At 63.1% G+C, this 19,813-nt stretch carries 23 protein-coding genes; 10 read left to right on the top strand and 13 right to left on the bottom strand.

Annotated elements, in window-relative coordinates:
• Window positions 1-25: 25 nt before the first annotated feature.
• From C8J36_RS16925 to C8J36_RS16910, 5 genes are read left to right on the top strand one after another with little or no spacing between them, the layout of a single operon-like run.
• Complete coding sequence (locus C8J36_RS16925) at window positions 26-952, top strand: sugar ABC transporter permease (protein WP_062596181.1); 927 nt, start codon at window positions 26-28, stop codon at window positions 950-952.
• Entirely contained in the window at window positions 949-1,779 is an 831-nt protein-coding gene (locus tag C8J36_RS16920; protein ID WP_162242446.1) for a carbohydrate ABC transporter permease, read from the top strand. The genes C8J36_RS16925 and C8J36_RS16920 overlap by 4 nt, the downstream gene beginning before the upstream one ends.
• A gap of 3 nt (window positions 1,780-1,782) precedes the next feature.
• A complete protein-coding gene (gene ugpC, locus C8J36_RS16915) occupies window positions 1,783-2,886 on the top strand; it encodes a sn-glycerol-3-phosphate ABC transporter ATP-binding protein UgpC (protein WP_132536580.1) in 1,104 nt (367 codons plus the stop codon).
• 44 nt (window positions 2,887-2,930) lie between these two features.
• Window positions 2,931-3,083, top strand: a complete 153-nt coding sequence (locus tag C8J36_RS24995; protein WP_165915088.1) for a hypothetical protein — start codon at window positions 2,931-2,933, stop codon at window positions 3,081-3,083.
• Between the two features lie 55 nt (window positions 3,084-3,138).
• Window positions 3,139-3,519, top strand: a complete 381-nt coding sequence (locus C8J36_RS16910; RefSeq protein ID WP_165915087.1) for a PRC-barrel domain-containing protein — start codon at window positions 3,139-3,141, stop codon at window positions 3,517-3,519.
• A 66-nt stretch (window positions 3,520-3,585) separates the two neighbouring features.
• Here the strand turns inward: C8J36_RS16910 and C8J36_RS25180 are convergent, their stop codons facing one another.
• Entirely contained in the window at window positions 3,586-3,990 is a 405-nt protein-coding gene (locus C8J36_RS25180; protein ID WP_207897539.1) for a PadR family transcriptional regulator, read from the bottom strand.
• The gene (locus tag C8J36_RS25175) at window positions 3,987-4,220 is read right to left on the bottom strand and encodes a hypothetical protein (RefSeq protein WP_207897537.1); all 234 of its coding nucleotides are present in this window, start codon (window positions 4,218-4,220) and stop codon (window positions 3,987-3,989) included. The genes C8J36_RS25180 and C8J36_RS25175 overlap by 4 nt, the downstream gene beginning before the upstream one ends.
• Window positions 4,221-4,424: 204 nt before the next feature.
• Between C8J36_RS25175 and C8J36_RS16900 the strand changes: the two genes are divergently transcribed.
• A complete protein-coding gene (locus tag C8J36_RS16900; protein WP_132536577.1) occupies window positions 4,425-5,192 on the top strand; it encodes a siderophore-interacting protein in 768 nt (255 codons plus the stop codon).
• Window positions 5,193-5,254: 62 nt separating this feature from the next.
• Here the strand turns inward: C8J36_RS16900 and C8J36_RS16895 are convergent, their stop codons facing one another.
• Both C8J36_RS16895 and C8J36_RS16890 read right to left on the bottom strand, forming a co-directional pair.
• A complete protein-coding gene (locus C8J36_RS16895) occupies window positions 5,255-5,422 on the bottom strand; it encodes a Thivi_2564 family membrane protein (RefSeq protein ID WP_092936807.1) in 168 nt (55 codons plus the stop codon).
• 140 nt (window positions 5,423-5,562) lie between these two features.
• Window positions 5,563-5,769 carry a hypothetical protein gene (locus tag C8J36_RS16890; RefSeq protein WP_062596174.1) on the bottom strand — a complete coding sequence of 69 codons (207 nt, stop codon included), beginning with the start codon at window positions 5,767-5,769 and terminating at the stop codon, window positions 5,563-5,565.
• Between the two features lie 115 nt (window positions 5,770-5,884).
• Between C8J36_RS16890 and C8J36_RS16885 the strand changes: the two genes are divergently transcribed.
• On the top strand, window positions 5,885-6,856 hold the full coding sequence (locus C8J36_RS16885) for a 3'-5' exonuclease (protein WP_062596173.1): 972 nt from the start codon (window positions 5,885-5,887) through the stop codon (window positions 6,854-6,856).
• A gap of 382 nt (window positions 6,857-7,238) precedes the next feature.
• Here C8J36_RS16885 and C8J36_RS16880 read toward each other — a convergent pair whose 3' ends face one another.
• The 7 genes from C8J36_RS16880 to C8J36_RS16850 all read right to left on the bottom strand — a co-directional run bounded on the left by C8J36_RS16880 (window position 7,239) and on the right by C8J36_RS16850 (window position 13,906).
• Window positions 7,239-8,519: a TRAP transporter large permease gene (locus C8J36_RS16880; protein WP_062596172.1), complete on the bottom strand. Its 1,281-nt coding sequence runs from the start codon at window positions 8,517-8,519 to the stop codon at window positions 7,239-7,241.
• Window positions 8,519-9,040 carry a TRAP transporter small permease gene (locus C8J36_RS16875; protein ID WP_062596171.1) on the bottom strand — a complete coding sequence of 174 codons (522 nt, stop codon included), beginning with the start codon at window positions 9,038-9,040 and terminating at the stop codon, window positions 8,519-8,521. Before C8J36_RS16875 ends, C8J36_RS16880 begins: the two co-directional genes overlap by 1 nt.
• An 87-nt stretch (window positions 9,041-9,127) precedes the next feature.
• The gene (locus tag C8J36_RS16870) at window positions 9,128-10,102 is read right to left on the bottom strand and encodes a TRAP transporter substrate-binding protein (protein ID WP_132536576.1); all 975 of its coding nucleotides are present in this window, start codon (window positions 10,100-10,102) and stop codon (window positions 9,128-9,130) included.
• A 62-nt stretch (window positions 10,103-10,164) separates the two neighbouring features.
• A complete protein-coding gene (locus tag C8J36_RS16865; RefSeq protein WP_132536575.1) occupies window positions 10,165-11,046 on the bottom strand; it encodes an amidohydrolase family protein in 882 nt (293 codons plus the stop codon).
• Window positions 11,046-12,194: a mandelate racemase/muconate lactonizing enzyme family protein gene (locus tag C8J36_RS16860; RefSeq protein ID WP_132536574.1), complete on the bottom strand. Its 1,149-nt coding sequence runs from the start codon at window positions 12,192-12,194 to the stop codon at window positions 11,046-11,048. The genes C8J36_RS16865 and C8J36_RS16860 overlap by 1 nt, the downstream gene beginning before the upstream one ends.
• Window position 12,195: 1 nt before the next feature.
• On the bottom strand, window positions 12,196-13,101 hold the full coding sequence (kdgD, locus tag C8J36_RS16855) for a 5-dehydro-4-deoxyglucarate dehydratase (protein WP_132536573.1): 906 nt from the start codon (window positions 13,099-13,101) through the stop codon (window positions 12,196-12,198).
• Between the two features lie 70 nt (window positions 13,102-13,171).
• Window positions 13,172-13,906: a FadR/GntR family transcriptional regulator gene (locus tag C8J36_RS16850; protein ID WP_132536572.1), complete on the bottom strand. Its 735-nt coding sequence runs from the start codon at window positions 13,904-13,906 to the stop codon at window positions 13,172-13,174.
• Window positions 13,907-14,030: 124 nt separating this feature from the next.
• On the opposite strand from C8J36_RS16850, the gene C8J36_RS16845 reads away from it, so the two are divergent.
• From C8J36_RS16845 to C8J36_RS16835, 3 genes are all read left to right on the top strand, one after another.
• Entirely contained in the window at window positions 14,031-14,834 is an 804-nt protein-coding gene (locus tag C8J36_RS16845; RefSeq protein WP_132536571.1) for an NAD(P)-dependent oxidoreductase, read from the top strand.
• A 59-nt stretch (window positions 14,835-14,893) separates the two neighbouring features.
• Window positions 14,894-15,619 (top strand): hypothetical protein, encoded by a 726-nt coding sequence (locus tag C8J36_RS16840; RefSeq protein WP_132536570.1) that lies wholly within the window; start codon window positions 14,894-14,896, stop codon window positions 15,617-15,619.
• Window positions 15,620-15,851: 232 nt separating this feature from the next.
• Window positions 15,852-18,077, top strand: a complete 2,226-nt coding sequence (locus C8J36_RS16835; protein WP_132536569.1) for a PAS domain S-box protein — start codon at window positions 15,852-15,854, stop codon at window positions 18,075-18,077.
• 55 nt (window positions 18,078-18,132) lie between these two features.
• On the opposite strand, the gene C8J36_RS16830 is transcribed toward C8J36_RS16835, so the two are convergent.
• Complete coding sequence (locus tag C8J36_RS16830) at window positions 18,133-18,612, bottom strand: response regulator (protein ID WP_062596162.1); 480 nt, start codon at window positions 18,610-18,612, stop codon at window positions 18,133-18,135.
• Window positions 18,609-19,715 carry a PAS domain-containing protein gene (locus C8J36_RS16825; RefSeq protein ID WP_132536568.1) on the bottom strand — a complete coding sequence of 369 codons (1,107 nt, stop codon included), beginning with the start codon at window positions 19,713-19,715 and terminating at the stop codon, window positions 18,609-18,611. The genes C8J36_RS16830 and C8J36_RS16825 overlap by 4 nt, the downstream gene beginning before the upstream one ends.
• Window positions 19,716-19,813: the final 98 nt, after the last annotated feature.

Genomic DNA, 19,813 nt, shown 5'->3' with positions numbered 1-19,813 from the left:
GCGCCGGACCTCAGGTGACCACACCATGACCCTTTCCGCCACGGGCCGCCGCCCGCGCAAGCCTTTCGCACGCCGGCTCGCCGATGCCGCCGAGCCCTGGCTCTACACGGCCCCCGTACTGGTGCTCATCATTGCCGTGATGCTGGTGCCGCTCGTGCTCGGCCTGTCCTACGCGTTTCGCGATATCCAGCTGCTCAATCCGTTCTCGGGCGGCTTCGTCGGGCTCGATCATTTTCGCGAGCTCTCGCAGGATACCGCCTTCTATCGCGCGCTGCGCAATACGCTCTGGTGGACAGGCGCTTCCGTTTTCCTCCAGTTCTTCTTCGGCCTGATCCTCGCTCTGCTGCTCGACAAGCCCTTTGCCGGGCGCGGCCTCGCACAGGCGCTGGTCTTCCTGCCCTGGGCCGTTCCGACTTTCCTTGCGGGGCTTAACTGGGCCTGGATGTTCAACCCCGTCATCGGACCTTTGCCGCACTGGATGGTGTCGCTCGGCATCCTTTCGGCGCCGAACAACATTCTGGCCGATCCCCAGCTTGCGATGTGGGGTCCGATCATCGCCAATGTCTGGTGGGGCATTCCGTTCTTCGCGATCACGCTGCTCGCAGCCCTTCAGGCCATCCCGCGCGATCTCTACGAGGCCGCCGCGATCGATGGCGCCAATCCCATCCAGCGCTTCACCTCGATCACGCTTCCGTTCCTCGCCCCGACCATCGCCATCACCGTCCTCCTGCGCACCGTCTGGATCGCCAATTTCGCCGACCTCATCATCGTCATGACCAATGGCGGCCCGGCCGACCGCACCCAGATCGTCGCAAGCTACATCTTCACCCAGGCCTTCAAGCGACTCGATTTCGGCTACGCCTCCGCCATCGCGCTCGTGCTGCTCGTGCTGCTGCTCGCCTATTCCATGGTGATCGTCGTCATCCGCCAGCGCCTGATCGAGAAGGATTGACCATGGGCATTCTTCTGACCATCGCGCATCGCCTCGCCATTCTCGCCTATGTCGTGTTCGCGCTGTTTCCGCTCTACTGGCTGCTCAAAGTGTCGGTCACGCCGAACGATCTGCTCTACAGCGAGGGCGTGCGGATGTGGCCGTCGCATGCGACGCTCGCGCATTATCGCTACGTTATCGAGAATAGCGCCTTCCCGATCTTCTTCCGCAACAGCCTGATCGTTGCGGGGTCCACGGCGCTGGCGGTGACGCTGATCTCCTCGCTTTCCGGCTATGCGCTGTCCCGCTTCGTGTTTCGCGGCAAATATGCGGTCGTTGCACTGATGTTGATCACCCAGATGTTTCCTCTGGTGATGCTGGTCGCGCCGATCTTCAAGATGCTGTCGCCGCTCGGGCTGACCAACAGCCTGACCGGCCTCGTCATCGTCTACACGGCCTTCAACGTGCCGTTCGCGACGTTCCTCATGCAATCCTTCTTCGACGGCATTCCGAGGGATCTCGAAGATGCCGCGATGATCGACGGGGCGAGCCGGTTCACGGCCTTTCGCCAGATCATCCTGCCGCTGACGCTGCCCGGCATCGCGGCAACGCTCGGCTTCGTGTTCACGGCGGCCTGGAGCGAGCTGCTCTTCGCGCTCATGCTGATCTCGGGCAATGACAGCGCGACCTTCCCGGTCGGACTGCTCACCTTCGTCTCGAAATTCTCCGTCGATTTCGGGCAGATGATGGCGGCGGGCGTCATGGCATTGGTGCCGGCCTGCCTCTTCTTCCTCCTGATCCAGCGGTATCTCGTGCAGGGCCTGACGGCCGGCGCGGTGAAAGGATAATCCATGGCCTCCATCGAAATGCGCGATATCGTCAAGACCTATGGAGACCACCCGGTTCTCCACGGCGTCGATCTGTCGATCGAAGACGGCGAATTCATCGTCCTCGTCGGCCCTTCCGGCTGCGGCAAGTCGACCCTGCTGCGGATGATCGCGGGCCTGGAGTCGATCTCCTCCGGGACCATGTCGATCGACGGACGCGAGGTCAACGACCTCAAGCCGAAGGACCGCGACATCGCCATGGTGTTCCAGTCCTATGCGCTCTACCCGCATATGACCGTCGCCGACAATATGAGCTACAGCCTGCGCCTGCGCCGCACGCCCAAGGAGAAGATCGCGGCGGCCGTGGCCGCGGCTTCGGCCAAGCTCGGCCTCGATCCCTATCTCGGACGCCGTCCCAAGGCGCTTTCCGGCGGGCAGCGCCAGCGCGTCGCGATGGGCCGCGCCATCGTCCGTCAGCCGAAGGCCTTTCTGTTCGACGAGCCGCTCTCCAATCTGGATGCGCGCCTGCGCGAACAGATGCGCGCGGAAATCAAGCGCATGCATGCCGAATTCGGCGCGACCTCCGTCTATGTCACCCATGACCAGATCGAAGCCATGACGCTCGCCTCGCGCATCGTCGCCATGAACGCCGGCGAGGTGCAGCAGATCGGTGCGCCGCTCGAGCTTTACGATCGCCCGGCCAATCTGTTCGTCGCAGGCTTCATCGGCTCGCCGGGCATGAACATGCTGGAGGGCAGCATCGTCTCCGAGACCGGGACCAGCCTCGTCCGCCTCATGAACGGCACCACGATCTCCCTCGGTCAGCGCGTGGATATGCCGGAGAGAACCTCCGTCACGCTCGGCATCCGTCCCGAGCATGTCACCATCCGCCCGCCTGCCGGCGGCGTGGCGGCGACGGTCGAACTGGTGGAACCGACCGGCCTCGGCATTATCCTGCATCTTACGGTCCACGGATTGCCGTTCAAGATCTTCAGCAGCGACCGGGCGCTGCTGACGCCGGGCGCGAGCCTGACGGTCGGCTTTCCGCCCGAGCGGCTGCATCTTTTCGGCCCGGATGGCCGGCGGGTGCACCTCGAAACCCTGTCCGGCGACGCTCTCTCGTCCTGATGTCGCCTCCGGACGGCCCGCCTCATGATTAGTGGAGGTGCGACATGGTGCAACGCGAGCCACGACACATCCGAAGCGGCGACGGAAACGGCAAGACCGAAAACATCGTGATCGTCATCGTGATCGCCACACGCGCCTTTGTGATCAGTGATCGAGGCGTCGGCGGGAACCTATCGGATGCCTCGCGCCTTCCTTGACCTGCAGGCTGCATCTTTCGTGGCCAGCATCATCATCAGACAGGACGGAGTCACCATGACAAAGCTCAACACCCTCATCGCGACAGCGACCCTTGCTCTTCTCGCCGGTGCCGGCACATCCTTTGCACAAGCGCAGGCAACCGCTCTGGTCGATATTTCGGGAAAGACGATGGTTCCGGGCTTCAACGTCACGGCAGACGATCTGGAAAGCATGAACGTCTATAACGCAGCCGGCGAGAAGATCGGCGAGATCGAGGACGTCGTGGGAACCGACGCTTCGACGCCGACCGGCGTCGCCATCGATTTCGAACGCTCTGCCAATCTCGGGCGGGAGCATCGTGTGGTCGATATTACCAAGGTAAAGCAGGATGGCCTGCGCCTCGTCGTGGACATCGATGCGGCCGCTGCGGCCCAGCTCCCGGTCTATGACGACTGATCCGCATCGGTCAGCGCACAAACACAAGAAACCGGCCTCACTCCGAGGCCGGTTTTCGATATGGGATCAGCTCCGCTCGATCGCCTTGGCAGCCGCATCGAGCGCGACGGCAATCGCCTCGATCGTCGTGGCATCGACCGTCTCCTGCTTCAGGCGGAGGCGAAGCGCAAATTTGACGTTTTCCATGGCGCGCAGGACCGGCGGCGGAACATGACCGCGGGCCGATGGCGATAGCCGGGACAGCAGAATATCCGCCAGCTCGCGGTTCTCGGTGAGAAATGCCTGACCGTCAGGCGTGATCCGGTAGAGCTTACGACCCTTCTCTTCCGGTTCGATCACCGCATAGCCCATATCGTCGAGCCAGGCGAGGGTCGGATAGGCGACACCCGGGCTCGGGACATAGCTGCCGCCGGATCTCTCCTCGACGGCCTTGATCAGCTCGTAGCCATGGCTCGGGCGGTCCGCGATCATCGCGAGAAGCAGGAGACGGAATTCGCCGTAGTCGAACAGACGATGCCGCCCGCTGCGTCGTTCGCCATCAGGGCCATGCCTGCCGTGACGCTCGCCGTGGCCCGCGGGATCGCCGTGGTGCCCGTGATCGCGATGATGGCCATGACCCCGACCGTGCCCGTGCCCGTGCCCGTGCCCATGCCCATGCCCGTGCCGTTCGTGCTTGCCCCGATGTTCCTGTTTCTCATCATGAGATGTTTCGCCGGGCGATGCTGTTGCGGATCCCTGCGTCTCGGCGCGAAGCGTGAGAGACGACGGGGTGTTTGTTTCAGAAGAGGACGTCTGTTGATTATCTGTCATATCGTGGATATATCACGATATATCGGAATGTCAAACATACCTGCCTTATTCGCAGTCGCAACAGCCTGACGTCGGTTCTGAAAGGACACTCGCTCATGACGCTTACTCCCACCGTAAACCACAGCCCGCCACCGCAGATCGACCGCGTCCGCCATGTGCTGGCGCGCCGGACTCTCTCCGTGGTCGCTATCGCGCACGTCACGCCTGCCATGTTGCGGATCACGCTGGCGGGCGACGAAATCGCGGGGTTTTCGAGCCTGTCTCCCGACGATCATGTGAAGATCATCTTTTCCGCAGAGGCTGACCGCGAAGAGCGCCGCGACTATACGCCCCGGCGTTTTGATGCGGAGACGGGTCGTCTTGACATCGACTTCGCGGTTCACGATGCCGGACCGGCGACGCGGTGGGCCGTCAACGCCAGGGTCGGTGACGCGCTTCGGATCGGCGGACCGCGCGGTTCCGCCGTCATCTCTCCCGAGGTCAAGCGTTGGCTGCTGATCGGCGACGAGACGGCCCTGCCGGCGATCGGTCGGCGGATCGAGGAAGCGGCAGGCGATTACGTGATTACAAGCCTCGTGGCCGTGGCAAACCCTCGGGAAAAGCAGTCCTTTGAGACCCAGGCATCGCTCCGGGATCTCTGGGCTTTCCGACCTTTGTCGGCCGCGAACGATCCGGCTCCGCTGCTTGATCTGCTGGAGACGATCACGATCGAACCGGATACCTTCGTCTGGATCGCCGCGGAAGCGTCCGTCACACGGGCCCTGCGAGGCGAGGTCGAGCGGCGCGGCCTGCCGCAGGGCTGGCTGAGGGCCGCCGGTTACTGGGTGATGGGAAAGGCGGACGCTCAGGAAAAATTCGACTAGCACCAACGAAAACAGGCCCGGCGAGACGCCGAGCCTGTCTGATCCTGTCGATCGTCCGTCGCCTAGAATACAGCGAGATATTTCAGCAGCGAAATGATGCCGATGATGATGACGATGATCTGGACGATCTGCTTGGCACGACCATCGATCGGCAGGCGCGCGACGAGATAGAGAACCAGAACGACGACGAGAAACGTGATCAAAATGCTGATCAGTGCAGAACTTCCCATAACCCCAACTCCTTACATAAAAGGCCTCCGGGAAATGCCTCCTGGACGCTTGTTAGGGAGATATAGCGGTTCCCTGTGAAGGGAAGGGCGTATCCGACTGAAATCGATGGAAACTTACCGATAGGTGCGGTTCGGCTTCGTCAATCGCCGATCAGACCGTCGAACACTTCGAGCATCGCTTCGGAAATGGCCGTGCCCAGCGCTGCGGCGGTTGCCGCCAGAGCCTCCTCGTTCATGTCGCGCGCGGCAATGGCGAAGGCAGCACCCTCGCTGGTGACGATCTCCTGCGCGCGCTGGATCGCCCAGAGCGCAAAATCGCTGCGGCTGCCGATTTCAGTGGTTTCCAAGGGCTTCCTCCTGACGTGAGTCTTTCGTGACGTTATAATGGTCTCTGCGAGTCCGCATAGACTCAAAGAATAAGCGGGTGTCTTCGCCCCAGTCGATCGGCAGATGAGGCAGGCAATGGCAGTGCAGTTCGACATGTTTGCGCATGAGGCGCACGAAACGACACGACCGGCAACGCGGCGCGCGAGGCCGGCCGCGGTTCCGACAGGCCCGGTCGCCGAGGCCAACCTCGTCGAGCACCTGACGGGGACCGGGCGCTATAGGGTCCTGCGCAAGCTGGAGCCGCGCGCCGTCGCAAGCGTGCTTCGTCCCGGCTTCCCGCTGCGCGGCGTCATCCTCGACACGGAGACGACGGGCCTCGATCATCGCCGCAACGAAATTATCGAGATCGGTGCGATCGCCTTCACCTACAACGAGGCCGGCGCGATCGGCGACGTCTCCGGCGTTTTCGGCGGTCTTCGGCAGCCTCTCGCCGCCATTCCGCCCGAGATTACCCGTCTCACCGGCATCACCGACGAGATGGTTGCCGGGCAGGAGATCGATATCCCCGCTCTGGAAGCGATGATCGCGCCCGCAGATCTGATCATCGCGCACAACGCCGCCTTCGATCGCCCCTTCTGCGAGACCTTCCATCCGCTCTTCGGCCGCAAGGCCTGGGCTTGCTCGAATGCGGAGGTCGGCTGGTCGGCCCGCGGCTATGAGGGCAGCAAGCTCGGCTATCTCATCGGCCAGGCCGGGTTCTTCCACGAAGGCCATAGGGCGGTGGACGATTGCTTTGCGCTTCTCGAAGTCCTCGACCGTGCTGTCGATGGCGTGCCCACGGCCTTTTGCGAGTTGCATCAGGCGAGCCAGGTCAGCCGTGTCCGGATCTATGCCGAACATAGCCCCTTCGATATGAAGGACCACCTGAAGGCGCGGGGCTATCGCTGGGCGGATGGCAGCGACGGACGACCGAAGTCCTGGTGGATCGAGATTGCCGAAGAGGCCGTCGATGAGGAACTGCGTTTCCTGCGCAACGAGATCTATCGCTATGCGGAGGCGGAACCGCCGATGCGCCGGCTGACGGCCTTCGACCGTTTTCGCGCCTGACCCACAAGATTGGTTTCAGACCTGCTTCTACCGCATGGCTGCACTGCAAAGACGTCTCTGGGAAGTCCGGCAGAGATCCGTATACTCGGCACCAACGAAGCGATGCACCTCCTCCCGCAAAGCTTCGTTCCTCAGACGATCCCGTCCTCCTCCCAGGGACGTCTGTTCGAACACCGGCTCTCCTCCTCCCAGCCCGTGTTCGGTATATTCGGAAAAGCCTGCTGCACCTCCTCCCGCAGCAGGCTTTTTCCGTTTCTGGGGTTCCCGAAATTTTGGCTCCGCACTTTGCTCGCCAGCGACCGGGCTTGCAGATGCCAACACGAAAACGCCCCGCATCGGTGCGATGCAGGGCGTTCGTTGCAATGCTGTCCGCGTGAAACGCTTACCGGAACACAGCCGGCAGCCAGAGCGAGAGGGCAGGAATGTACGTGACCAGCAGCAGAACCGCGACGCTGGCACCGAAGAACGGCCAGATCGTCTTCATCGCTTCCCGGATCGAAATGCCGCCGACGGCGCAGCCGACGAAGAGCACGGTCCCCACCGGCGGCGTGTTCAGGCCGATCCCGGCATTGAGGATCATCACCACGCCGAAATGCACCGGATCGACGCCGAACGCCTTGACGACGGGCAGGAGAACGGGCGTCGCGATGATCACCATCGGCGCCATATCCATGAAGGTCCCGAGCAACAGCAGGATGATGTTGATGACCAGGAGGACGATGATCGGATTGTCGGAAATCGCGCTGATCGCGCCAATCATCAGGGTCTGGACCTGCAGGAAGGCCATCAGCCAGCCGAAGGCCGCCGCCGTGCCGATGACGAGCAGCACCATGGAGGTGGTGCGCGCCGCACCGAGCACCGCCTCGATGAAGCCGGCCCAGTCGAGTTCGCGATAGACGAGGGTGGCGACGAGGAAGGCATAGAGCACCGCGATGCACGAGCTTTCCGTCGCCGTGAAGACGCCGGAGCGCACGCCGCCGAAGATGATGCCGATCAGGAGCAGGCCGGGGAAGGACGCGAGCAGGTAATAGCCGAGCCTCGAGAAGCCGGGGAAGGGCTCCGAAGGGTAGCCGCGGCGGCGGGCGACGATATAGGCGGTGATCATCAGGGCACCGGCGAGCAGCATGCCCGGAATGATGCCGGCGGTGAAGAGATCGGCGACCGAGACGTTACCGCCAGCAGCGATCGAATAGAGGATCATGTTGTGCGAGGGCGGGATCATCAGGGCGATGATCGCGGCGTTCACCGTGACGTTGACCGCGTAGCCGCGGTCATAGCCGCGTGCGGCCATCTGCGGGATCATCAGTCCGCCGACCGCCGAGGCATCGGCGACGGCCGATCCGGAGATGCCGCCGAAGAGGGTCGAGGCCACGATGTTGACCTGGCCGAGACCGCCCTTGAGGTGGCCGACGAGGCCTGCGGCAAAGCGGATCAGCCGGTTGGCGATGCCGCCGCGCACCATGAGGTCGCCGGCAAAGATGAAGAACGGGATCGCCATCATGGCAAAAACGTTCATGCCGGAATTCATCTGCTGGAACACGACGATGGGCGGCAGGCCCATGTAGAGCACCGTGGCGACCGAGGCGATGCCGAGGCAGAAGGCGATCGGCATGCCGATGAACATCAAAACGACGAAGGTGCCGAAAAGGATTGTGTAAGCCATTATGCAACCTCCGTCAGCACGACGACGTCGGTGACTTCCTGGCCGAGCGAGACATCGACGAAGCGTTCCGCCGCAAACAAGGCGATCAGCACGCCGCCGACGATCATGGGAAAGAAATCGACCCCGCCCGGCCAGCCGAGAACCGGAATGCGGGCGCTCCATGTACCGGCGGCCAGAAGGATCGCATAATAGGCCATGGCGATGCCAAAGAGGGTGATCAGGCCGAGACTGATCTGGTCCATCACTTTCTGGATGGCGGGCGACACCATGTGGTGCACGAGATCCAGACCGAGATGCACGCTTTCGCGCACGCCGACGGCGGCTCCGAGGAGAATGAACCACGACATGAGGTGCAGCGACAGCGGCTCCGACCAGCTCGGCGTGTCGTTCAGGACATAGCGTCCGAAAACCTGCCAGCCGATGATCAACGTCATCACGATGATACCGAGACCGGCGAGATAGAGCGCCGTCCGGTTGAGCGCGGCCAGAATCGGCCGCACAGACGACATGAAATGCCGCATTGCAGAGTCCTCCCATTGAGCCGGTGAAATGCCCGCGCCGGCACGTGCGACGACAGGCCCCGAGACGGGGCCTGTCGCTAGCGGATGTTATTGAACGGCCTGGACGCGCTCGAGCAGGTCCTTCATGGCGGGATCGGTGACGAAGCGGTCGTAGACGGGCTTCATCGCATCGGCGAAGGGCTTCTTGTCGACCTTGATGATGTTGTTGCCGGCCGCGCGGACCTTTTCCTCGGATGCCTTTTCACGCGCCGTCCAGAGTTCCCGCATCTTGCCGACGGAGTCTTTCGCGGCTTGGCGCAACAGCGTCTGGTCCTCGGGCGTCAGCTTGTCCCAGGAGATCTTGGACATGACCAGGATTTCGGGATTGAGGGAATGTTCGGTCAGCGTGTAGTTCTTGGCAACTTCGTAGTGGCGTGCGGACTCGTAGGACGGCCAGTTGTTCTCGGCACCATCCACGACGCCGGTTTCCAGCGACGAGTAGACTTCGCCCATCGGCATCGGCGTCGGGTTGGCACCGAAGGCCTGCATCATGGCGATCCAGAGGTCGGACTGCTGGACGCGGATCTTCATGCCCTTGAGATCGTCCAGTTTCTCGATCGGCTTCTTCGTCGTGTAGAAGGAGCGGGCGCCGCTGTCGTAGAAGGCCAGACCGACGAGACCGTGCGGCTCGAAGGCCTTGAGCACTTCCTCGCCGATCGGTCCATCGACCGTGTGGTGCATATGCTCGGTGGAGCGGAACAGGAAGGGCAGGCCGAGCACCGTGGTTTCCGGCACCAGGTTGTTGAACGGCGCTGCGTTAACGCGGTTCAAGTCGATGACGCCGAAACGGGTCTGCTCGATCGTGTCCTTCTCGTTGCCGAGAACGGCATTGTTGGATACCTCGATCTTGATGCGGCCATTGGACCGTTCAGAGACCAGCTGGCCCATATATTTGACCGCCTCGACGGTCGGATAGCCATCCGGATGGATGTCCGCCGAGCGCAGGGTGATTTCCTGCGCCTGTGCGGTCGATGCGGCGAGGGCGATGCCCAGCGCCATGATCAACTTGCCTGCGATGTTCATGTGTTCTCCTCCACTTTTTTAAAGAATCGTCCGGCACTCCACTGCCGAACGGACGATCGATCCTACGTTCGGCTGCCCTGCCATGCGGGAAGGCCGAAGAGTTCTTCGGGATTGTCGACCAGCGCCTGACGAAGGGCGGCTTCGTCGCTGATCCAGCCGAGAACCGTGTTCGCCAGGGCGACGTCATCGGGATAGGTATCCTGCGTCTTCGCCAGATTGTGCGGCCAGTTGCTTCCCCAGACGATGCGTTCGGGTGCATGGGCCGCCAGAACCTTCGAGAACGCGGCTACGTCGGCGTAATCCGGACCGCCGGAGCGGGAGGATTCGTAGACGCCTGCAAATTTGAACCAGCATCGGCCGCCATCCAGCAGCTGCCGCAGGGCCGTGATCTCGGGGCCATCGGGCGTGGCGCCGGCAAAAAACTTGCCGTGGTGATCGAACACCCAGCGCGATTTCAACGCCTGCAGGCGCGGGGCATGGTCGAGGATGCGGTTGCCATCGAACTGGACGGCCAGCATCCAGCCGCGGCTCGCCGCCTTCGCGTCCACCGCTTCCAGCGCGTCGAGACCGACGGCGCCGCCCGGAAGATCCATGATGCGGACGCCGACGACGCCGGCGGCCGAGAGCCGGTCGAGCTCGCTCTCGCTGGTCGTCTCGTCGATGACGGCAACGCCGCGCGCGACGTCCCCCATTTCATCGAGACAAGCAAGGAGATTGCCATTGTCGCGCTGGTGGGCATTGCCCTGCGTGATGATGACGCGGTCGATGCCGAGCCAGGCCATGAAGGCGCGGTACTGATCGGCATTGGGAAGACTGCCTGCGGGAAGGTCCGGTCCGCCCGGCTGCGCGGGATACCCCGGCAGGTACATGTGCATCTGCGCATCGACCGCACCGGCGGGAAACGCGAACGCCGGTTTTGCTCCTGAGAGGGGTCTGACGAGCATTAGATGTCCTTTCCGGCGTCGGGCATGCGGTATTCGGCGAGCGCATCGCGATCGATCTCGATGCCGAGGCCGGGGCCATCCGGGATGGCGACCACGCCGCCGACATGATCGATCGGCGTCTTGACCACCGCCTGCCGGAAGGGATTTTCCGTGCGGTCGAACTCGAGGATCGGTTCGATCGGGTTGACGCGAACCGGGCTCGGCACCATCGCCGCCATGAACTGGAGGGCGGCGGCGATGTGCACGGCCGTGCCCCAGACATGTGGCACGACGCGGACGCCATGAAGCGCTGCGAGATCCGCAATGCGCCGGGCTTCGGTAAAACCGCCCGTGCCGGCGAGATCGGGCTGGAGGATATCGACCGCGCGGGTCTCGATCGGTTCGCGCATGCCCCAGCGGCTGTGCCAGGTCTCGCCGCCGGCAACGGGGATCGGCTGGCGATGGCGCACCTCGCGGTAGGCCGCAAGCTGCTCCGGCACGACCGGCTCCTCGAACCAGTCGATATCCAGCTCGGCCGCCGCATTGCCGAAGCGGACAGCATCCAGCGCGTCGTAACCGTGATTGGCATCAACCATGATCCGGAAATCCGGCCCGACCGCATCGCGCACCGCCCGCACGATCGCGAGATCCTCCGAGACGCCGAAACCGATCTTGATCTTGCTCGCGTGAAAGCCTTCACGCTGATAGCGGGTGATGTCGGCGACGTTATCGTCGAGACGGTTGACGCCGTCGCGCTTGAAACTGCCGGTGGCATAGGCCTTGACGCTCTCGCGGAAACGACCGCCGAGCAGGGTCGAGACCGGCACGCCGAAATGCTTGCCCTTGATGTCCCAGAGCGCGATATCGATGCCGGAGAGGGCCGTGATGGCCAGCCCGCGCTGGCCCTGATCGCGCAGCGCATTGTAGAGCACCGCCCAGATCTTCTCGGTCTCCAGCGGATCGGCGCCGATCAGCCATTGGGTATAGGCCTTGATCACCGCCGCATTCGGCCGGGCGGGGCCGAGGCATTCGCCCCAGCCGACGAGGCCGTTGTCGCAGACCACCTCGACCAGAATATGCGCCCGCCGGTCGAACCGCATGGACGCGCTTTCGAACGGCGTCCGCAGCCGATATTCCAGAAGATGGGTGTGGACGGCCGCGATCTTCACCTCAGCGCCTCCAGGGATCGATCAGCCGGTCGAGAATGCCCTCTTCTTCGGCCGTCAGGTCGGAAAGGGGAGGGCGGACGGCGCCGGCATCGAAGCCCTGCAACCGGACACCGGCCTTGACGGCGGAAACGGCATAGCCCTTCCGGCGGCTGCGCAGCGCCATGAACGGGTAGAAGAATTCCTTCAGGATCGTTTCGCAGCGTGCGCGATCGCCACCGCGCAGGGCATCGTAGAATTCGACGGCGAGTTTCGGCACGAAGTTGAAGACGGCCGAGGAATAGGTGGTGAAACCGGCCGCAAGATAGGCTTCCGCAAACAGCTCGGCCGTCGGCATGCCGCCGAGATAGGTCAGCCGGTCGCCCATGGTTGCAGAGACCTGGCGGATGAGGCCGATATCCCCGGTTCCATCCTTGAAGCCGATCAGGTTCGGACAGGCGTCGCAAAGCCTTTGCAGCGTCTCGACCTGGATGACCGAATTGTCGCGATTATAGACCATGACGCCGATGCCGACGGACTGGCAGACGCGGCGCACATGCTCGAAGATGCCTTCCTGCGGCGCATCGATCAGATAATGCGGCAGCAGCAGGATGCCGTCGGCGCCCGCCTTCTCCGCGCCGCGGGCAATCTCGATCGCGATCTCCGTGCCGTAGCCGCAGCCGGACACGATGGCGGTCTTGCCGGCCGCTTCCTTTGCAGCCCGGATGATGTCGGGGATTTCACGGGGGGCGAGCGAGAAGAACTCGCCCGTGCCGCCGGCCGCAAACAGGACGGGTGCGGGAAAGCCGGCAAGCCATTCGACATGCCGGCGATAGCTCTCCGCCTGGAAAACGCCGTTTCCATCGAAATGGGTCACGGGAAATGACAATAGGCCGGCGCCAAGCGCGCGCTTTACGTCTTGCGGGTTCATCGGGGTATCCTCTTTGCCTCCTCCGGCACCCCGAGATCTACAAGTTCGTCAGACGGGTGTCAATAACCTGTCATACAGCTTTGCGGCTCTCGCGCAGCAGGGAGCGGTATCGCGTCTGGCTGCCGCGCAGATGGCGCCGCATGGCCTCGCGCGCCGCATCCTCGTCGCCATTGGAGATGGCGAACACGATGGCGCGATGCTCTTCGTCGATCAGTTTGAGATAGGCTGTCTGGTCGACCTCCTCCTCACCCGTCCGCAAAGCGGCGCGCGGAATGACGCTGGCGCCGATCATCGACAGGAAATCGCGGAAGCGGGGATTGTTCGTCGCCTCGGCGATCGCAAGGTGGAGCGCGAAGTCGGCCTCCGAACTCGACGTGCCCGCTTCCAGGCAGGCGCGAACGGCATAATGGCGTTCGAGAATGACCTCTTCCTGAAGCGGGGAGCGACGAAGTGCCGCCAAACCGGCTGATTCGACCTCGACAGCCGTTCGGAGTTCCAAAACCTCGATCATGGAGGAGACGCGCGCCGGATCGACATTCTGCAGCGAAAGCGCTGCGGGAATCATCGGCTGCGGAGGCTCCAGCACGAAGACGCCGGCACCCTGTCGTGTGTCCACGAGGCGATCGGCGCGCAGGCTGGCGATCGCCTCACGCACCACGGTCCGGCTGACACCATGCGATTTCCCCAGTTGCGCCTCGCTCGGAAGCTTGGTGCCGGGAGGAAACTGGCCATCGACGATCGCCGCGCGCAGGCTCTCGCCGAGCTTGGCCGTCAGGGTGCTTCCCATGGCGCCGGTCCTGTTCATTCTTCACGTCCCCGACTGAAATTCGATGCAGTATACGTGCATCCGACGCCACTGATATAGCCGATCTGTTGACGCGATTCCAGCAACCTGTATGATAAGTTTGACAACAGAGGAGGAATTGCCGTTGAAACGACTGCTGGTAACGGGCGCTGCAGGTGGCCTCGGCCGTGCGATGCGCGAACGACTGGGCAAGTTGGCGGACATCGTCCGGCTGTCGGACATCGCCGATCTCGGAGATGCGGCGCCGAACGAGGAACTGATGCCGTGCGACCTCGGCGATGCCGATGCGGTGATGGCGCTGGTCGAGGGCTGCGACGGCATTCTGCATCTCGGCGGCATCTCGGTCGAGGACACATTCTCCAAGATCCTCAACGCGAACATTGCCGGCCTCTATAATCTCTACGAGGCCGCACAGGCGCATGGACAGCCACGGATTCTGTTTGCCAGCTCCAACCACACGATCGGTTTCTATCGGCAGGACGAGCATATCGACACCCGATCGCCGATGCGGCCCGACGGGCTCTATGGCGTCTCCAAATGCTTCGGCGAAGCGTTGGCGCGGATGTATTATGAGAAATTCGGCCAGGAGACGGCGCTGGTCCGCATCGGGAGCTGCTTCGAGAAGCCGAGAAATCATCGGATGCTGGCAACCTGGATGTCGTTCGACGATTTCGAGGCCCTGATCGGCCGGGTCTTCCATGCGCCGATGCTCGGTTGCCCGATCATCTGGGGCGTCTCGAACAATGATTGCTCCTGGTGGGACAACAGCGCAGCCGCCTATCTCGGCTGGCGTCCGAAGGACAATGCCGAGACATTCCGGGCCGAACTCGACGCGGCGATCCCCATGCCTGCGAAAGACGACCCGGCCGCACTTTACCAGGGCGGACCTTTCGTGGCAGAGCCGATCCATAGAGATCGCAAGGTCTGATCCCGGAACTGACGTCGGGATTGTACCGCTACGATCAAGAACAGAGAAGCGAGGCGCACATGGGCAGGGATCTGGCAGACATTCTGGTCGAGGCCATCCGGAACGACGGGATGATCGAAGGCGACGCCATCTCGCAACCGGACCTCGCAGAGGCCTACGCCATCCAGTCAGCCGTGATTGGTCAGCTCGGCATTACACCGCAAGGCTGCAAGCTCTCGCTGCGCGACGGCGGCGTGCTGAGCGCACCGCTTCTGTCAGCGACCGAGACCGCCAGCTTTCCGTATCAACCCGAGGTGAAGCTGGAAGTCGAGATCGCGCTCGTTCTCGGCCGCGATCTCCCGGTGCGGGCGCAGTCCTACAGCCGGCAGGAGATCCGGGAGGCGATCTCGGCCGTGCGCATGGGGATCGAGTTCGTCCGCAGCCGCTATGTCGGCGGGCCGCAGGGCCGAACGGGCTTCCTGGTTGCCGACCTCATGAGCAATGCCGGTTACCGTCTCGGACCGGCACTCGATGCCGCAGTCCTCGATGAAGACCATGATGCGGAACATCTGCAGGTCACAGCGGGCGACCAGTCTCTCTTCGATGCGCCGGGCCGGCATCCGGACAAAGACCCGCTGGCCGCACTCGTTGCCTATGCCAATGACGGGCACCGCCCGGCAGAGACATTGCGACAGGGCACTGTCGTGACGACGGGCTCGCTCTGCGGCGGCCTGCTGATATCGAGACCCGCAACCGCCTCGATCCGCCTCGGGCGTCAGGCTTGGACGATGGACATCCTCGGCTAGGCGGCGCCGCGCCAGACGATCCGGTCCCGCGCGCGAAGACCAGCGGTTCACCACAGATCGACATTTTTGCCGTTCTTCGTCGCCATCGACGGGGCCGGACACATGTTTCCTTCAGAACATGCTTGAAATACCGGCATTCGGTCGTATGTCTCAGCCGAACGTCGCAGCCGCTGGATAGTCCCTCTGGCGCGGGTCCGGGAAGATCGATCGTATCAAGGTCGACAAGGTCAGGATGAACGCCGAAGAACTCGCCGCCCAACGCATCGCCGCGATCCGTCGCAGCGGCCTTCTCGACAAGGCCGGAAACGAACAATTCGGACATCTGACCGAGCATGTTCGCGTCGCCCTCGGCGTTCCCGTCGCCATCATTTCCATCGTCGACGAGAAACGGCAGGTCTTTGCCGGACATTGCGGCCTGCCGGAACCTTGGGCGTCGCTGGGCGAGACACCGATCACGCACTCGTTCTGCCAGCATGTCGTGAGCACGAACGCTGTTCTGACGATCGAGGACGCGCGGATCCACCACCTTGTTCGCGACAATAGGGCGATCGCCGATCTCGGCGTCGTCGCCTATCTCGGTGTTCCCATCTGTCTGCCGGACGGGCAGCTCATCGGCGCGCTCGCGGCGATCGATACCAAGCCGCGCGTTTGGGTGGATCGGGACCGACACGCGTTGGAAACGCTTGCAAACGTCGTCGAGAAGCAGATCGAGGTCGGCGTTTCCGAACTCATGTATCGCTCGCTCTTTCACGACATGCAGGAAGGCTATTACGTCGCAAGCGCCGTGCGCGACGCCACCGGCGATATCGTCGACATCCGTTTCGAGGACGTCAATCCGGCCTTCCAGCGTCTGACGGGGATGGCGCCGAACACGGTGCGCGGGGCGACGCTCTCGCAGGTCGCGCCGGGCGTTCTCGACGACATGATGCCCGCCTATCGCACGGTTTTCGAACATGGCGAGCCGATCGTGCACCTGAACAGGGCCACCGAAATCGGCGGAAAATGGTTCGAGAACCGCATCCGGCGCATCGGCGCGGACCAGATCGCCTCCGTCTTTTCCGACGTGACCGCCCGCAAACAGGCGGAAGAGCGCCTGCAGAAGAGCGAGGCGCATTGGCGCGGGCTCTTCGAGCAGCTGGAGGAAGGGTTCATCCTCGGCGAACTCATCCGCCGCAGCGATGGCGAGGTGATCGACTGGCGCTATGTCGAGGTCAACCGAGCCTGGGGCGATCTCGTCGGCGTCGCACCGTCCTCTGCCGTCGGGCGAACGGTTCGGGACGTCTTTGCGGGGGCCGAAGACGCGTGGATTCCGGCGTTTGCGGAGGTCGTCCGATCCGGGGAACCGCTTGTCTTCGTGCGGCAGGTCGGCGAAACCGGTCGCTGGTACGAAGGGCATGCGCAGCCTCTCGACCAGGAACGCTTCGTCGTTCTCTTCGTCGAGGTGACCGAGCGGCTGAAGCTTGAGGCCGAACTTCGCGACCAGCAGAGACAGCTCTCCACGATCATCGATACCATGCCGGTCGGCGTCCTCCTAGCCGAGGCGCCGACGGGTCGCATCATCCTCCAGAATGAACGGTCGCAGCAATTGCTGGGTCACGATGCGACGGCAGCACGATCGGTCGAGGACTACGACATCTTCGTCGCCACCAACCATGATGGCTCGCCTTTCGACCCGCGACACTATCCACTGGCGCGGATCATGGCCCGGGAGTGCGACCGCGCCAAGGCCGAGGTGCTCTATCACCGGCCGGACGGCAGCAAGACCTGGCTCTCGATCGTGGGCGAGGCGATCAAGGATCTATCGGGCGAACTTTCGGGCGCCGTCGTCGCCGTGACGGACATTTCGGACCGCAAGGTGGTCGAGGCGGAGAAGGAACTGATCAACCGGGAGATGGCGCACCGGCTGAAGAACATGCTCGCCATGGTGCAGGCCATCGCAACACAGACCCTGCGACCGGTGACCGAGCAGGCGCACGTCCGCACCTTCGAGAAGCGGCTGCATGCGCTCAGCCGTGCCCATGACGTCCTGCTGCACGACAATCACGATTCGGCGCCCATCCAGGCGATCATGGCGACCACGCTCGAAAGCGTGGCCCCGGCGGAACGGTTCGATCTGCGCGGCCCCCGCACGATCGTCGGGCCGAAGGGCGCGCTCTCGCTCGCCTTGCTGTTGCACGAACTCGGCACCAATGCGGTCAAATACGGTGCATTGTCGAACGAGCATGGCCGCGTCGCGATCGATTGGCTTATCGAGGGGAAGGGCCCGGAACGTTCTCTGCACGTGACGTGGCAGGAGACCAATGGACCGTCGGTCACGCCGCCCGAGCGTAAAGGCTTCGGCTCGAAGCTGCTGCGCATGGGGCTGGCAGGCTCCGGCGGCACAGATGTCGATTACGCACCGTCGGGCCTCGTCGTGAAAATGCAGGCTCTGCTGACGCAGCTTCAGCAAACGGAGTAAGTCCGCTCCTGCGTTTCTTGCGAGAGCGCTTGAATGGCGCTCCCTTCATTCGAACCTATCCATCCATCTGGGATCGGGCCGACCAGATTTCGAGCACCGATGGCGCGGCGACGAAGCTCGACGGTTGGCTGGACGCAGGTGGCGGATCGGCGATGCCTTCGCCGAGGTAGTTGAGCGCAGACATGAACCCGCTTCGGGAAAACGGCTTGGCGATGACGCCATGCGCGCCGGAAAAATCCTCCGGAATTTTCTTCGGGTTCGCGGTGACGAACACGATAACGGCAGACGGCCAGCGGTCCTGGATCAGCCGCGAAACATCGAGCCCGTTGGTGCCGCGGGCAAGCTGCATATCGACCAAAGCAAGGTCCGGCGCCGGCTCGGTCGGCATCGCCTCGACCTCATAGAGGGATGCGGCCTCGCCGACGACGCTGTGGCCCGCTTCCTCGACCATCATCTCCACATCCATGGCCAGCAGGGGTTCATCCTCGACGATGAGCACTTGCAAAGCCTTGAAGGGTGTGGGGGAGGGGGTCATGATGTCTGCTCCATTTCCGGTATTCTCAAGGTCACGCGGGTGCCCGTCGGCAGGCGGTCCCAGGCGACGGTCGTGCCGCTTTGCGGCGACAGGCGTTTGATCAAGGCATGGCCGAGGCCTGAGGACGCCGGATCCATGATCAGACCGACGCCGTCGTCCTCGATCGACAAGGTGGCTTCCTCGCCGTCTCGCGTCGCGACGATGGAAACCGATCCCGCCCTGTTCTCCCGCAGCCCATGCTTGATGGCGTTGGTGAGAACTTCGTTGAGGATCAGTCCGAGCGCCGAAGCATGCTCGGAACGAACTTCGATCGGCTCGATATCGCATCGCAGGCGGATATTGCTGCGGCCGCTTGCGCCGATCACGTCGGAGGCGAGATTGGCGGCGAAGGCGGCAACGTCGAAGCGCGTCACGTCATCCGCCTGGTAGAGCCGGCGGTGAACGGTGGCCAGTGCATCGATCCTCTCCATCATGGTCTCGAGCTTTGCGCGTATATCCGCATCGTCGATCGAGCGGACCTGCAGCCGTAGCAGCGCGCCGATCATCGTCAGGTTGTTCTTGACGCGATGATCGACCTCGTGAAGCAGCAGAGTCTTGGCTTCCAGCGCTTTTTCGAGATCGGCCGTCCGGCGCTTCACCTCGCTATCGACGGCCGCCTTCTGAGCGGCGATCGTCTCCTGCGCCATGACGCGGTCGGTCACATCGAGTTGCGAGGCGAAGAAGAATTGGACATCGCCGCTTTCGCCGCGAACGGGGCTGAGGAACAAAGCGTTCCAGAAGGTCGAGCCGTCCTTGCGGTAGTTCAGCAGATCGACGTGAATGCTTTCCGCGGCATCGATCGCGGCACGGATCCTGGAGACGCTGGACCGGTCTGTGCCTTCGCCCTGCAGGAAACGGCAGTTCCGGCCGATGATCTCCTCGCGGCTGTAACCGGTCAGGTGCTGGAACGCCTCGTTGCAGAAGACGATCGGATTATCGGGCTGCGCGGGATCGGTAATGACCATCGCCATACGCGTCGCGCGGACAGCTGCGGCAAACGGGTCACCGCGGCCATGCTCGTAATCGAGAATTTCCGTCAGATGCCAATCGTCTTTCTGGCTCATGCGTACTCCAGGCGCCGAAAAGAAGGCAGTTACAACGGCACCTCACAATGCCCTCGTACCGCCCTTTGTTCCGGCCATATGAGAATCTGCGAAATTGC

It is taken from the genome of Rhizobium sp. PP-F2F-G48, assembly GCF_004342335.1.
Taxonomy (GTDB): Bacteria; Pseudomonadota; Alphaproteobacteria; order Rhizobiales; family Rhizobiaceae; genus Ferranicluibacter.
Note: the sequence above shows the minus strand (reverse complement) of the source record. Positions and strands in the feature narration are given on the sequence as shown.

What these genes read in the sequence shown, in the direction of transcription:
- C8J36_RS16925 (WP_062596181.1), top strand. Translation starts at nt 26, where the DNA reads ATGACCCTTTCCGCCACGGGCCGCCGCCCGCGCAAGCCTTTCGCACGC.
- ugpC (WP_132536580.1), top strand. Translation starts at nt 1,783, where the DNA reads ATGGCCTCCATCGAAATGCGCGATATCGTCAAGACCTATGGAGACCAC.
- C8J36_RS24995 (WP_165915088.1), top strand. Translation starts at nt 2,931, where the DNA reads ATGGTGCAACGCGAGCCACGACACATCCGAAGCGGCGACGGAAACGGC.
- C8J36_RS16910 (WP_165915087.1), top strand. Translation starts at nt 3,139, where the DNA reads ATGACAAAGCTCAACACCCTCATCGCGACAGCGACCCTTGCTCTTCTC.
- C8J36_RS25180 (WP_207897539.1), bottom strand. Translation starts at nt 3,990, where the DNA reads ATGATCGCGGACCGCCCGAGCCATGGCTACGAGCTGATCAAGGCCGTC.
- C8J36_RS25175 (WP_207897537.1), bottom strand. Translation starts at nt 4,220, where the DNA reads ATGATGAGAAACAGGAACATCGGGGCAAGCACGAACGGCACGGGCATG.
- C8J36_RS16900 (WP_132536577.1), top strand. Translation starts at nt 4,425, where the DNA reads ATGACGCTTACTCCCACCGTAAACCACAGCCCGCCACCGCAGATCGAC.
- C8J36_RS16895 (WP_092936807.1), bottom strand. Translation starts at nt 5,422, where the DNA reads ATGGGAAGTTCTGCACTGATCAGCATTTTGATCACGTTTCTCGTCGTC.
- C8J36_RS16885 (WP_062596173.1), top strand. Translation starts at nt 5,885, where the DNA reads ATGGCAGTGCAGTTCGACATGTTTGCGCATGAGGCGCACGAAACGACA.
- C8J36_RS16880 (WP_062596172.1), bottom strand. Translation starts at nt 8,519, where the DNA reads ATGGCTTACACAATCCTTTTCGGCACCTTCGTCGTTTTGATGTTCATC.
- C8J36_RS16875 (WP_062596171.1), bottom strand. Translation starts at nt 9,040, where the DNA reads ATGCGGCATTTCATGTCGTCTGTGCGGCCGATTCTGGCCGCGCTCAAC.
- C8J36_RS16870 (WP_132536576.1), bottom strand. Translation starts at nt 10,102, where the DNA reads ATGAACATCGCAGGCAAGTTGATCATGGCGCTGGGCATCGCCCTCGCC.
- C8J36_RS16865 (WP_132536575.1), bottom strand. Translation starts at nt 11,046, where the DNA reads ATGCTCGTCAGACCCCTCTCAGGAGCAAAACCGGCGTTCGCGTTTCCC.
- kdgD (WP_132536573.1), bottom strand. Translation starts at nt 13,101, where the DNA reads ATGAACCCGCAAGACGTAAAGCGCGCGCTTGGCGCCGGCCTATTGTCA.
- C8J36_RS16850 (WP_132536572.1), bottom strand. Translation starts at nt 13,906, where the DNA reads ATGAACAGGACCGGCGCCATGGGAAGCACCCTGACGGCCAAGCTCGGC.
- C8J36_RS16840 (WP_132536570.1), top strand. Translation starts at nt 14,894, where the DNA reads ATGGGCAGGGATCTGGCAGACATTCTGGTCGAGGCCATCCGGAACGAC.
- C8J36_RS16835 (WP_132536569.1), top strand. Translation starts at nt 15,852, where the DNA reads ATGAACGCCGAAGAACTCGCCGCCCAACGCATCGCCGCGATCCGTCGC.
- C8J36_RS16830 (WP_062596162.1), bottom strand. Translation starts at nt 18,612, where the DNA reads ATGACCCCCTCCCCCACACCCTTCAAGGCTTTGCAAGTGCTCATCGTC.
- C8J36_RS16825 (WP_132536568.1), bottom strand. Translation starts at nt 19,715, where the DNA reads ATGAGCCAGAAAGACGATTGGCATCTGACGGAAATTCTCGATTACGAG.